This window comes from Dactylosporangium fulvum, from assembly GCF_025137375.1.
GTDB lineage: Bacteria > Actinomycetota > Actinomycetes > Mycobacteriales > Micromonosporaceae > Dactylosporangium > Dactylosporangium fulvum.
In genome coordinates, this window is the sequence record NZ_CP073720.1 from 10,203,108 (window position 1) to 10,215,706 (window position 12,599).

At 70.2% G+C, this 12,599-nt stretch carries 13 protein-coding genes; 6 read left to right on the forward strand and 7 right to left on the reverse strand.

Translation table 11 applies throughout. The annotated features are described in order from the left end of the window. Nucleotide 1 precedes the first annotated feature (1 nt). Both Dfulv_RS47010 and Dfulv_RS47015 read left to right on the forward strand, forming a co-directional pair. A complete protein-coding gene (locus tag Dfulv_RS47010) occupies nt 2–406 on the forward strand; it encodes a VOC family protein (protein ID WP_259860285.1) in 405 nt (134 codons plus the stop codon). Between the two features lie 88 nt (nt 407–494). Further along, nucleotides 495–1,607 carry a glycoside hydrolase family 19 protein gene (locus Dfulv_RS47015; protein WP_259860286.1) on the forward strand — a complete coding sequence of 371 codons (1,113 nt, stop codon included), beginning with the start codon at nt 495–497 and terminating at the stop codon, nt 1,605–1,607. A gap of 83 nt (nt 1,608–1,690) precedes the next feature. Here the strand turns inward: Dfulv_RS47015 and Dfulv_RS47020 are convergent, their stop codons facing one another. The 3 genes from Dfulv_RS47020 to Dfulv_RS47030 form a co-directional block, all read right to left on the reverse strand. Further along, the gene (locus Dfulv_RS47020; RefSeq protein ID WP_259860287.1) at nt 1,691–3,019 is read right to left on the reverse strand and encodes a reverse transcriptase family protein; all 1,329 of its coding nucleotides are present in this window, start codon (nt 3,017–3,019) and stop codon (nt 1,691–1,693) included. A gap of 77 nt (nt 3,020–3,096) precedes the next feature. Next, nucleotides 3,097–4,413 (reverse strand): NAD(P)/FAD-dependent oxidoreductase, encoded by a 1,317-nt coding sequence (locus Dfulv_RS47025; protein WP_259860288.1) that lies wholly within the window; start codon nt 4,411–4,413, stop codon nt 3,097–3,099. 111 nt (nt 4,414–4,524) lie between these two features. After that, a complete protein-coding gene (locus tag Dfulv_RS47030; RefSeq protein WP_259869615.1) occupies nt 4,525–5,034 on the reverse strand; it encodes a mycothiol transferase in 510 nt (169 codons plus the stop codon). Nucleotides 5,035–5,164: 130 nt separating this feature from the next. Between Dfulv_RS47030 and Dfulv_RS47035 the strand changes: the two genes are divergently transcribed. The 3 genes from Dfulv_RS47035 (at nt 5,165) to Dfulv_RS47045 (ending at nt 7,321) form a co-directional block, all read left to right on the forward strand. Further along, nucleotides 5,165–5,521, forward strand: coding sequence for a hypothetical protein (locus tag Dfulv_RS47035; RefSeq protein ID WP_259860289.1), 357 nt, complete (start codon nt 5,165–5,167; stop codon nt 5,519–5,521). Nucleotides 5,522–5,884: 363 nt separating this feature from the next. Beyond that, a complete protein-coding gene (locus Dfulv_RS47040; protein WP_259860290.1) occupies nt 5,885–6,844 on the forward strand; it encodes an EI24 domain-containing protein in 960 nt (319 codons plus the stop codon). Nucleotides 6,845–6,865: 21 nt separating this feature from the next. Continuing rightward, entirely contained in the window at nt 6,866–7,321 is a 456-nt protein-coding gene (locus Dfulv_RS47045; protein ID WP_259860291.1) for a MarR family winged helix-turn-helix transcriptional regulator, read from the forward strand. 117 nt (nt 7,322–7,438) lie between these two features. Here Dfulv_RS47045 and Dfulv_RS47050 read toward each other — a convergent pair whose 3' ends face one another. From Dfulv_RS47050 to Dfulv_RS47060, 3 genes are all read right to left on the reverse strand, one after another. Then, nucleotides 7,439–8,623 (reverse strand): acyltransferase family protein, encoded by a 1,185-nt coding sequence (locus tag Dfulv_RS47050; protein WP_259869617.1) that lies wholly within the window; start codon nt 8,621–8,623, stop codon nt 7,439–7,441. Between the two features lie 238 nt (nt 8,624–8,861). Beyond that, nucleotides 8,862–9,986, reverse strand: a complete 1,125-nt coding sequence (locus Dfulv_RS47055) for a glycosyltransferase (RefSeq protein WP_259860292.1) — start codon at nt 9,984–9,986, stop codon at nt 8,862–8,864. Nucleotides 9,987–10,334: 348 nt separating this feature from the next. Further along, complete coding sequence (locus Dfulv_RS47060) at nt 10,335–11,096, reverse strand: PIG-L deacetylase family protein (RefSeq protein ID WP_259860293.1); 762 nt, start codon at nt 11,094–11,096, stop codon at nt 10,335–10,337. A gap of 167 nt (nt 11,097–11,263) precedes the next feature. Between Dfulv_RS47060 and Dfulv_RS47065 the strand changes: the two genes are divergently transcribed. Continuing rightward, nucleotides 11,264–11,818 carry a hypothetical protein gene (locus Dfulv_RS47065; RefSeq protein ID WP_259860294.1) on the forward strand — a complete coding sequence of 185 codons (555 nt, stop codon included), beginning with the start codon at nt 11,264–11,266 and terminating at the stop codon, nt 11,816–11,818. A 10-nt stretch (nt 11,819–11,828) separates the two neighbouring features. Here Dfulv_RS47065 and Dfulv_RS47070 read toward each other — a convergent pair whose 3' ends face one another. After that, on the reverse strand, nt 11,829–12,422 hold the full coding sequence (locus Dfulv_RS47070) for a hypothetical protein (RefSeq protein WP_259860295.1): 594 nt from the start codon (nt 12,420–12,422) through the stop codon (nt 11,829–11,831). Nucleotides 12,423–12,599 lie beyond the last annotated feature (177 nt).

A 12,599-nucleotide genomic window follows, 5' to 3' on the forward strand; every position in this document is an offset into this window, starting at 1 on the left:
TATGACGTATTCAGTCCTGGTCGGCCTGCCGATCGCCGACCGCCGCACCTCCTGCGACTTCTACCGCGCCGTCCTCGCCCTCGAGCCGTTCGGGGCGCCGGCCGATGACGGCGTGCCCGAGCCGCTCCAGTTCGCGCTCAACGACGGCATGCGCCTCATGCTCATCCCAACGGGCGGTTTCGGCTGGGTGATCGGCGACCGCCGGGTGGCGGCGCCGGGCGACAGCGAGTGCGTCCTGTCGCTCGACGCGGCGGACAGCGCCGCGGTCGATGCCATGATCGACCGTGCCCGGGCCGCAGGCGCGAAGGTCGTGACCGAGCCCGGCAGCCAGCCGTGGGCCTACGCGGGCGCGTTCGAGGATCCGGACGGTCACGTCTGGATGGTCGCCGCCTCAACAGAACCGTAAATACTCTTCATAAAACGATGATGTTCACTCCTTGAGGCGGCTCGGGCTGGTCGGATGTGTCGGAGTCGTCTTGAAGGAGTGATCGAAGGTGTCGAGAGTTCGCCTGCTGGCGATGCTCGCCGCGGTGACCCTGGCCGGTGGCGTGGTCGCGGTCTTCAACATGCTGCCCGCCGCCGCAGCCACGTGCGCCGCCCAGTGGCAGGCGTCAGCCGTCTACACCGGAGGCGGCACCGTCTCCCACAACGGCCGGAACTACCGCGCGAAGTGGTGGACGCAGAACGAGGCGCCGCCGGGCACCACCGGCGTCTGGGAGGATCAGGGCGCCTGCGGCGGCAGCACGCCGAACCCGCCGACCCAGACCGGCACGACCGGCGCTTGCAGCTTCCCCGCCTGGGTGCAGGGGCGCAACTACGTCACCGGCGACATCGTGAAGTTCACCGACGGCAAGTTCTACATCGCCGAGCACGACAACCCGGGGTACAGCCCGGTGGTCAGCACCTGGTACTGGGACCCGTACGCCTGTAGCGGCGGTGGCGGCGGCACGACCCCGACCACCCAGCCGCCCACCGGTGGCAACGGCGGCTTCGTCGTCAGCGAGGCCCAGTTCAACCAGATGTTCCCGAACCGGAACCCCTTCTACACGTACCAGGGCCTGGTCAACGCGCTGTCGGCGTACCCGGCGTTCGCGAAGACCGGCAGTGACGCTGCCCGCAAGCAGGAGGCCGCCGCCTTCCTCGCCAACGCCGACCACGAGACCGGCGGGCTGGTCCACATCGTGGAGCAGAACACCGCGAACTACCCGCACTACTGCGACATGAGCCAGCCCTACGGCTGCCCGGCCGGGCAGGCCGCGTACTACGGCCGCGGCCCGATCCAGCTCAGCTGGAACTTCAATTACAAGGCCGCAGGCGACGCGCTCGGCATCGACCTGCTGCGCAACCCCAACCTGGTGCAGACCGATCCGGCGGTCGCGATGAAGACCGCGCTCTGGTACTGGAACACGCAGAGCGGCCCGGGCACGATGACCCCGCACAACGCGATGGTCAACGGCGCCGGCTTCGGTGAGACGATCCGCAGCATCAACGGCAGCCTGGAGTGCAACGGCCGCAACCCGACCCAGGTCCAGAGCCGCGTCCAGGCGTACCAGCGGTTCGTCGCGATCCTCGGCGTGGGCGTAGGCCCCGGCGCGCTGTCCTGCTGACTCCCTGCTCAGCGTTGATCATGCACTGTGGTGCCCGACAAACCCGGATATTCCGGGAGCGTCGCGGCACCACAAGTGCATGATCAACGCGCGGAGGGGAGATGGAGAGCTGCGAACAGGGCGGAGAGTTTCGCGGCCCGCGACGGGTGAGAGCGGCCGACCCAGGCGATCCGGCCGGCCAGATGGGCGGCGAAGTCGGGGTGGCCGTCGCGGTTCGCGGCCGCCAGGCCCACCTGCGCGGCGTTGTGCAGGATCGCGCGCAGGCGGTCGTACTCCTCCCGGGGGACGGCGGCGTGGACGTTGACCACCAACCCGGCCAGGTGCTGGCGGTCGGCCCGGCCACGGATGCGCGTCTTCGCCGGGTTGACGCGGAAACCCTCGTCGGCGACGAGCCGCGTCACCGACGCCACCAGTCGACGCGCCTCCCCCGCGCCGAGAGTGCCGGAGAACGCCAGGTCGTCGGCGTACCGCGAGTACCGGACGGCGAAGGAGCGGGCGAGGCCCGACAGGCGGCGGTCCAGGCGGAAGGCGCACAGGTTCGCCAGCGCCGGTGACGTCGGCGCACCCTGCGGGAGGTGCGGCTGCCGCAGCAGCGCCGCCAGTGCGGGGGAAGGAGCGCACCGCAGCACGTCGGCCGGGGTGCGGGTCGTGCACAGCGCCGCGAGCGTGTGTGCGACCGGCTCGGGGTAGCCGGCGGTGCGGAACAGGCCGTACACCCGCGAGACCGTGACGCTGGAGAAGAACGCGGCGAGATCAAGTCTCACGACGGTGTGCTGCCCGAGGTGTACCTGCGTGAAGGTGCGCACGTCGCGACCGGGAACAAATCCGTGGGCCGCGGGGTGGACCGGCAGGCGGCCGAGGACCTCGTCGAGGAGCCGCCGCTGAACGGCGCGCAGGCGGGGCTTGGGCGCCTCGATCAACCGGTGCGGCAGCCAGGTGCAGCGGTAGTGCCGTAGCGCCTGATCACGCGCCAGACGGTTGATCTCGCGCCGGTCGGCGAACCAGTCGAGCCGGTCGCCGTCGAGATCGAGGAAGTCGGCGAGGGCGGCGAGGTCGTCGAGCCGCGGCGTGTCCCAGCGCATGCGCACGGTGCGCGTCGGCACGGCCCGGCGCACGACCACCCGGGTGCGGTGCGGCACGCGGCCCAGCGCCGCGACAAACGCGGCCAGCTCCCGCGGCCGGTCGGCCGGCGGCTCCCGATAGGCACCGAGGACCGCGGAGACCACCGGCCCGAGCCAGCGCGGCCGCCGCCCGAGCACCTCGTGGCCGGCGTCCAACAGCGCCTTGCGCTCCCAGGCCTGCGTGGCCAGGAAGGCGTCGGCGAGGGCAGCGTGTCCCGACGATGCCCGGTCGTGCCTGCCCTGGCCTGCGCGGAGCGCTGCGTCGGGCCGGCGGTGCGCTGCGGTGCTCAATCGTGCGTCCCCGGGGTTACCCCGGAGAGGCCAAGGTCACCCCTGGCCGGCTCGGGACACGCTGCCACATGGCCACCCTACGGCAGCTTGTGCTGATACTCCCGCATCGCGCGGCGGGCGTACACCTGCTGGAAGGTCGCCACCCGCTCCGATCGGCCGCGGCCGATGAAGCTGACGAACCAGTGCATGACGGCGGTGACCCGATTCTTGAACCCGACCAGGTACAGCAGGTGGACAACCAGCCAGAGCAGCCAGCCGAGCAGGCCGGCGAAGTGGAGCCGACCGACGCTCGCGACCGCGTGGAAGCGCGAGATGGTCGCAAGGCTGCCCTTGTCGTGGTATTCGAACGGCTGCCCCGCCGGCTCACCGGCGAGCCGGCGCTTGATCTGCCCGGCGGCATGCCGACCGCTCTGGATCGCCACCTGCGCCACGCCGGGCAGCTGGTCGAGTGCCATCATGTCGCCCACCGCGAAGATCTCCGGATGGCCCGGCACGGTGCAGTCCGGGTTGACCTCGATCCGGCCCGCCCGGTCGGTCTTCGCGCCGGTCGCCTCGGCGATCTGCCGGGCCAGCGCCGGCGCCGCGACACCGGCCGCCCACATCTTCGTCATCGACTCGATGCGCCGGCGGCCGCCGTTCGTCTCGACCTCGATGCCGGTCTCGTCGACGTCGACGACCTTCGTGCCGAGCTCCACCTCCACGCCGAGCCGGTGCAGCTGGCGCAGCGCCTGGGTGGACAGGTGGTTGCCGAACGTCGACAGCACCGTGGGGAGCGCGTCGATCAGGATGATGCGCGCCTGGCGCGGGTTGATGTTGCGGTACTGGCCGGGAAGGTGCCGGTGCGCGAGCTCGGCGATCTGCCCGGCCATCTCGACACCGGTCGGGCCGGCGCCGACCACGACGAAGGTCAGCCACCGCTCGATCGCGGCCGGATCGGTCTCCAGCTCCGCGAGCTCGAACGCGCCGAAGATCCGCCCGCGCAGCTCCAGCGCGTCGTCGATGCTCTTCATGCCGGGCGCGTGCTCGGCGAAGTTGTCGTTGCCGAAGTACGACTGCGAAGCGCCGGCCGCGACGATCAGCGTGTCGTAGCCGACGGTGTAGGTGATCCCCGGCGCGGCGACGGCGACCGTGCGCGCCTCGGCGTCGATCGCGGTCACGGTGCCCAGCAGCACCGAGACGTTCTTCTGCCGCTTGAGGACCTCGCGGATCGGCGGGGCGATCTCGCCCTCCGAGAGGATGCCGGTCGCCACCTGGTACAGCAGGGGCTGGAACAGGTGGTGTGACGTGCTGTTGATCAGCGTGATGTCGACGGGCGCGTTGCGCAGCGCCTTCGTGGCGAACAGGCCGCCGAAACCGGCGCCGACGACGACCACGCGATGCCGCTGCTCAGCCATGTACATCTCCCGATGCGATGCGGTTGATCGTACAAATCAAGTACACCACCGGAACCGGCCTGTTGCCCTGTGTCTTCGGTGACGTTTCAGGCGTGCCGGAACGGGCAACGGTCAGTCGGGCAGCAGGCCCCGCGCGTAGGCGGCCTGCCCGACGTGCTGGGTGTCGTCGTCGAGAACACTGACCAGGCGCACGCCCAGCGTGACCGGCGGGTCCCAGCGCTCGTCGACGATCCGGTCGAGGTCGTCGGCGGTCAGCGTGGCCAGCCAGTCGCGGGTCCGCTCGTAGACCGCGTCGAAGTAGGCGATCAGGGCGTCGGGGCCGTCCGGCCGTACCGCCGCCACCTCCGCCGCGGTGTGACCGTAGCCCGTGTTGCCCGGGTCGGGCTTCAGCCCGAACCGGGACGCGTGGCCGCCGGTCGCCCACACCTGCTCCGCGCCGTCGATGAGCTCGGCGATGTGGTCGTCCTGCACGCGGATGAGGTGCCAGACCAGCCAACCGACGGAGTTCGCCCCCGGCGCCGGCGCCCAGTGCAACTGCTCCGCGGTGAGCCCGTCGACCGCGCCGTGCACCAGCTCGGGCAGCCGGCCGTAGCCCTCGAGCAGCAGCTCGTTCACCTGCATCGTCGTCACTTTTCCTCTCCGTTTGTCGCGCGCCGCCGTGGCACGTTTCCGGGATTTGATCGCCCGTCGAGATCCGTACCGTCTTACCCATCGCAAGGACATAAATTAGCGCTGAAGGGAACAAAAGATAATGACCGAGTACGGCGAGATCGAGGCGGGCCAGGAGAGCGGCGAGCTCGAGCAGCTGCACGAGACGTCCGGGAGCGAGGCGGGCTACCAGTCGGAGTTCGGCGTCTACGGCCAGGACCACGCGGCGGCCGAGTCGACCAGCTTGCAGCAGGGTCACCACATGGAGTACACCGACCCGTCGGGTGCCCGCTACGAGGAGACGGACTTCACCAACTACGAGCACTCCGCGGTCGAGACGGACTCGGTCTTCGCGGCCGAGGGTTCGGAGTCGGCGACCTTCCGCGAGTTCGGTGAGCTCAACGCGCTCCGCGCGCAGTTCGAGACCGTGTTCGCCCAGGGCACCGTGGCGTCCGCCTGATGCAATTCCTTCAAATCGGCTCGCTCATTTCGAGCGGGCCGATTTCGTGTGTTTCCCGGCGGCATGCGGGCACTCGGATCGGCCGGCTTTCAAGCGTGCGTCTCCGCCGAATCGCCGGGTAGGGCTTGGTACCACGGTCATCTATCCCTAGGCTCGTTCACCGTGGATCAGCAGCCGCACGAGCACCCACCGTTCCCGGCCGCGCCTCCTGCCTCTCCCGCGCTCCCTGGCCCCTCCACACCCGCTGTTCCTTCCGCGCCCGCGCCCCTCGGCCCTTCCGCTCCCTTTGTTCCCGCCGCGCCCTCCGGCCCTCCCCCTGCCGCGGCGCCTGCGTCACTTGCCGGGCCGGTCCGCGCCGGGCAGGTGGTCACCGCCGCGCAGCTGGCGGCCGCCCGGGCGGCCGGCGTCGCGGGTGCGGCCGGACGGCAGACGGTCCGCGGCGCGAAGCGGGTCGGGTCGGGCATCGGCCGCTTCTTCACCGGCGTCGGCTACGTGTTCGTCGGCGGCGGGCACTTCCTGCGCAGCCCCCGGCTCTGGCTTCTCGTGCTGGTGCCGGTGGCGTTGACCGCCGTGGCCCTGCTCGGGCTGCACGAGGCCACCGCCGCGCTGGTCCAGGTGCTGGTCGACTGGCTCCTCGGCTTCGTGGATGGCTGGCCGACCGCGATCCGCTGGGCCATCGAGGGTGTCGTCTGGGTCAGCGCGACGATGTTCTTCCACAGCGCGATGACCGCCATGACCGTGCCGCTCACGATGTTCTTCGGCGCGGCGTTCTTCCCGTTCATCACCAGGTCGGTCACACGGCAGGTCGGCGGCACGGCGGTGCGGCCTCCCGCGTGGCACCGGGCCGCCGCTGTCTGTCTTCGCCAGACCCTGATCGTGACGGTGGTACTGCAGGCCGGCTGGCTCGTCATCATCCCGCTGCTGTGGATCCCGGGCGTCAACCTGGCCGCGGCGACGGCGGTCGGCCTGGTCTTCAACGGCTTCCTCATCGGGCTGCTCGTCCTGGCCGTGCCGATGCATCACCACGGTGTCCGGCGGGTGGGCGACCAGCTGCGCTTCGCGTGGCGCCACCTCGGCTACACCCTGGGCTTCGGCGTGACGAGCCTGTGCGTGCTCATCGTCCCGGTGCTGTCACTGCGGCTGCTCGTCCTGCTCCCGGTGAGCCCGCTGGTGGCCGCGCCGGGCGTGGCACTCTACCTGCTGACCGCCCCGGCGGTGCTGGTCGGCGCGGTGCGGCTGTTCCGGCGGATCACCGACGGCCCGGCGCGCCTCGGCACACCGAGCGGCGCCCTGGTCACTAATGTTGACTATCGGCAACGCTGACCGCACCGAGGGCCGAACCGAATGTCCCGCAGTCTCCGCAAACAGTCCGACCCCGATCTCGGCATGCTGTCAGCGCAGGTCCTCTTTGCGCTCCAGAAGGAGCTGTTCCGCCGGCTCGCCGACGAGGGCCACCCCAACCTGCGCCCCCGCCACGGCGCCGTGCTCGCCTACCTCGACGTCGAGGGCAGCCGGGCGACGACCCTCTCGTACCTCTCGGGCCAGCACAAGCAGGTGATCGGCACCCTCGTCGACGAGCTCGTCGACCTCGGCTACGTGGAGCGGCGCCCGGATCCGCAGGACCGCCGCGCCAAGCTGATCGTCCCCACCGAGCTGGGCCTCGACATGATGACCCGGTCCGACGCCATCGTCGCCGACATCGAGCGCCGTCACGCCGAAGCGGTCGGTGCGGCGCAGTACGCGGCGTTCAAGCACGTCCTCCGCGAGGTCGCCGAGCTCCAGCGCGCCGGCGACGGCTGACGGGCGCATGAGATCCCTATGGTAAGCGCGAGCATGCGACGAACGATCGGACGCTAGTCACTTCTGCGACGCTCCACAAGGCCCGCCGGCCCAAGGACCTTCCGGTTCAGTTGGCGCTCATCGTTGCGGTGCGCTCGCGACGTTCGGCTCGGCCGTCTCAGCGGCGGAGCGCTGATGCGGCACCTGCGTGCCGAGACCGGCCGGGGCGTCCGTCGGCGCTGGGCGGTGTCCAGCGCTCGCCTCCCGACGGGAGCGCCGCCAGGCGACGATCCGCCTACCGAGCTTGATGCACGGTTGCTCGACCAGACGGTAGAGCACATCGGCCATCACCAGCGAGACGATCGCGACGAGGATCGCCCTCGTGTTGCCGTAGTTGAGCACGAACCCCGTGCCGAGCAACTGGTTGCCGACCTCCACCAGCCACAGCACCGCCGCGCCGGCCAGCACCTGCACGAGGTACAGCGAATAGGACCGCTCCCCGATGAAGCCCAGCACCCGCGTCGAGAGCAGCCAGGTGCCGGGCGTGCGGGCGAGCAGGCCGGGCAGCACAAGGGCGACGCACAATGCGTACCACGGGATGACCCTGACTCCACCGAAGGCGTTGTTGGCCGAGTCGAGTGCGAGCTGGACCCCGATGAACCCGAGGGCCAGCGCGGTGCCGACGATCGGATGCGTGAGCGGTCGAATGACCGCGAACCCCCGCGGATGGTGCGCCAGGATCGCCAGCAGGCAGCCGATCAGGATCGGGATGTAGTGGATGTACAGGTCACGACTGAGCGTCGCGGCCACCGCGGCGGCGGCGATGAGCCCGATCGTCACCCCGAGCCGCCGACCGAGCGGGATGACCCCGGCGGCGAATGCGACCAGCGGCCACACCAGGTAGAACTTCTGCTCGATCCCCAGGGTCCAGGAGATGGTGAAGATTCCGTACGTACTGAATTCGTTCATGAACGTCAGGTAGTAGGGCATCCCGCCGTTCAGGTCGCCGAACAACGCTCCGGGTGGTGCGAAGTGGACCGCCATGGCGAGCAGCACCACCAGGTAGACCGGCACGATCCGGAACAGCCGGCGCAGATAGAAGTTGACGAACGAGATGCGGCCCGGCTGCTCCTCCTCGCGCAGGGCGAGCGTGGTGATCAGGAAGCCGGAGAGCACGAAGAAGATGTGCACCCCGCTGTGGCCGGACAGCCACTGCCAGTCGGAACCCCCGAAATGGAACATCACCACCATCAGTGCGGCGATGGCGCGTAGCCCGTCGAGCGCCGGAAACCGCCGGAGCGCACGGAACTCGTCATAGGTCATCGACGCCAACGCTGACTCCTTGCCGGTTCCGGACGGGGGGTGGACCAGGGACAATCTAGCGAGCCTTCGGCCACCCGGGAAATCACCGACCGTAGCCGCCGGCCGACGCGGTCCGGCGACCGTCTCATACGGAGTTGGTGGGCTCGGCAAGGAGTGTGCGCACGGGTTGCCGGAAGTGGCGGTGCATGCCGCTGTTGACGAACTCATCGGCAGCGGTAACTTTACGGCGGACGGACGGTCAGGATCGGAGCCGGTCCCGCAGTGCGGACCAGACCCGGCCGGCGTCGGGCGTGCGGCGGATCTGCTCGGCGACCCGTTCGGCCCCGGCGCGCAAGGACGTGTCGTCGAGCACCTTGCGCACCGCCTCGGCCGATCGCGTGGGTTCGTCGATGACGATGCCGGCCCCGGCCGCGGCGACCCGCTCGGCATTCATCGGTTTCTCGGCACCCTTGGGCCACAGCACCATCGGGATGCCGTGGCTCATGGCGGCCAGCACGGTCCCGGCGCCGCCCGCAGCCACGACGACCGAGACGCCGGTGGCGAGCAGTTGCGCCATGGGCACAAAGCCAACGAAGCGGACGTTGGCTCGGGTGTCTGCCAGCGGACGCGAGCCGCCCGGCGCGACGACGGCCAGCACCTCCACGCCGTCCAGGGCGGCCACGGCGTCCACGAGGGCGTCGAGCATCCCGGCGTCCAGCAGGACGGTCCCCAGGGTGACCAGCACGCGGGGACGCTGACCGGGCGCGGCGAACGGCGGCAGGTCGGCCGGAGCCGGTCCGGCGTACGTCCGCGTCCGGATCGGCAGCCGGTCAGCCGGCGGTGACCACTGCGGGCTCTGCAACGCCGGCGGCCAAGGGTCCACGAGGGCCAGGCGGTCGACTCTGGCGAGGCCGCGCTGCGCGTAGCGCGGCGTCAGGAGCGCCTCCATGGCGGGAACCAGCGGCGGCGGCGACACCGGCAGGCCGATGGCGTGCTGGATCAGCGGCAACTGGAGCGCGGAGGCCACCATCGGGCCGACCGCGTCGTACTCGTCCGCGACGATGACGTCGGCGCCGAACTCGCGCGCCTGAAGCAGCACCTCGTCGAACGTCAGATCCACCCGGGTGCCCGCGAAGAACGAGGCCACCGGGAAGATGTCGCGGAGGTCCGACATATCTGCCCCGCCGGTGCGCCGGTCGTTCTCCGCCAGCAGCGCGGCCGTCTCCGGGCCGGCCGGCCGCACCGGAAGCCCCTGGACCAGATGCGCCATCGACGGCGGCACGGCCACGGCGACCTGGTCACCGGCGTCGGCCGCCGCTTCGGCCAGCGGAAGCAGGGGCAGGAGGTGGCCATAGATCGGGACTGCGGTGAACAGCACACGCATGGCGCCGAATTATCCGGCGTTGCCGACGCGGCCGTCCAATCACGACGTCAGTGCCCGGCAACCCTTGTCGGGTACAGCTGCGGGCTCTCCGTCCGCGCCTCGCAGGGCGACGATGTCCGGGTCACGGTCGACCGACACGTCCCTCCGGACGTGCCTTTGGCGCCGATGCTGGGCAAGCAACGCGCCGAACACGGCCGCGCCGTAGTCCGCGAGCACGGTGACGTAGTACCCCCGGCGCCGGCCCGCCATGTTCACGGGTGTCGAGCAGCCGCGTCGGATTGTGTGGCTGCCCGCCCCGAGCAGCACACCATCGCCGCGCCGTCGGCGCATCCGGGTCTGAGCAGGGCCTCAGTAGAGGTTGAGGCGGAAGATTTCGAAGCCGGCCGCGTACGTGACGCCCAGGCGATTGCCGGTTTGCCGGGAGAAGCCCTCCAGGAACTCTTCGGGGTAGAAGTCGCCGGAGCCGAGATCGCGCAGATAGGCGGCGTGCGCTTCGAGCGAACGGACGCCCAGGCCGAACGTGTCGGTGGTGTCGGCCGCGTGCTTCGCCAGCGGTGAACCGGCCGCCCACACTTCCCGGACGCCGCTCCACTTCTCCAGTCCTTCGTCGATCTGTTCGCGGAACACCCAGCGGTTGGCGGCGTCACGCACGGCGTCGAGCACGGCCCGGCCGGTGACGATGTGGTCGGACATGTTCAGCGCGTTGCCGGCCTCGTCCCAGCTGTCGCGGAAGTTGTTGGTGATCACGATTTCAGGCTTGTACTTCCGGATCACCCGGCTCAGGTCACGACGCAGCGGGACGCCGTACTCCAGGATCCCGTCGGGCAGGCCGAGGAAGTCGACCTGGGACACTCCGACGATCGCCGCGGATGCGCGCTGCTCCTCCTCACGCGTCGGACCGGCCTCGGCCGGATCCATCCCGTCGATGCCGGCCTCACCGCTGGTGAGCAGCACGTAGACGATCTCTTTGCCCTGCCGAGTCCAGCGGGCGACGGCTGCGGCGGTACCGAACTCCAGGTCGTCGGGGTGGGCCACGATGGCGAGCCCGCGCTGCCAGTTCTCGTCGACGGCTTGGAGCGGGTTGGGCACCACGGGTGCATCAGCAGCCATGGAGCCCATCTTGCTCCACGCCGGTCGCAGGGCGACGGTCGTCTCGACAACGCACCGCCGGTTCACACTGGTGGGAGTCTCCGCTGAACGGCCGTGGTCGGCACGGCAGGGGCCGGGCCGGGGTTGACCCTCTCCCGGGGAGAGGGTCGAGGCTGTTGGAGGCACCGGTGACGGAGTTGATGCCGATCGGAGTGTTCGCGCGAGCGACCCGGTTGTCCGTTCGAGCGCTGCGCAACTATGACGGACTGGGCCAGGCACTGGCGCCCGGGTTCGCGGGGCTGTACGCGGGCCTCGCCGCGCAGGGGCTTGCCCCGACGGGGCCGGGCGGGACCCGCTACCTCAGCGACGACCTCGACGCGGCGGAATTGGAGGTGGAGCTGTTCGTGCCGGTGGCGCGTCCGCCCCGGCCGACCGCGACGATCGCGGCAGGGGAACTGCCGGGCTGCCTGCTCGCCGCGACCGTCCACGAGGGCGGCTACGACGACGTCGGGACCGCCTACCGGTCGCTGGGTCGCTGGATCGCCGAGCCACCTGGCCCGCGCCTCGACAATCCTCGCCGAACTCGCAGGCAGAGAACGCCACGCCATGCAGACCCTGGCCGGTGTCCGCACCGAATAGCCGACCAAGATTGCGTGCCTACCCCTCGGCTACGTGTCCGCACGCCGAGCGGTCCGCGCCGGGCTGCCACGCTGCGAGGCAGTTGTCCCGAGCACCTGTGGTGAGCTCGTGAAGTCAGTCGACCAGCCAATCGATCGTTTCGGCGGCAGAGTCGGACTGGTAGGTGTCGCAGGCCGCGGATCGAATGTCGATCTCCCAGCCCCTTGCCTCCGTGCGGGCCCTGACGTCGCGGTTCCAGTCCAGAAACGCCGCGTGGTTCGGTGTCAGGTGCATCAGGACCTTGTCCTCGTTCCAGTCGGCGGTCACCGTCACGATCCCGCGGTCGCCGTCTGCCATGAACTCGGCGATCCCACGAAGTACCGTGCATGCCCAGACCAGCGTCGGCAGCCGGAAGTCGACCCGAGAGGAGAAGTCGACGGCCAGCGACCCGGTAGCCTCGTCGAACCGGAACGTCAGCTCGTCGTCATGCGCCAGGTCACGGAACACGGTCGCGTAGTCGCCGTCGATCCACCGGTCGCATTCTTTGATCGCGGCGGGAAGTTCTTCGCGGTACTGGTGCCGCTCGTCGTCGTCACGCCACGCTTCGGTGATGCCGGCCCACTGCTGTTGCGACCATCCCGATGCCGGCTTGACCGGTGCTCGCAGATACGTCCGCAGGCGCGATTTTGCGACGGCGATCGCCGCCGTCAGGAACACCGATTCGGACATCAAACGACCTCCCTACAACGACGGCAGCCCGGCCCGTGCGTCGGCAGAACACCGGTCGGCACTATAGATGACCACGATCTGCGCCTGACTCGGCCGTACGTCGGCCGGCCACCGCACGACCGCACATGGTCACCACGCTCACGGCGTGTCCGTGACGTGCGCTGCCCTACGCTGGCG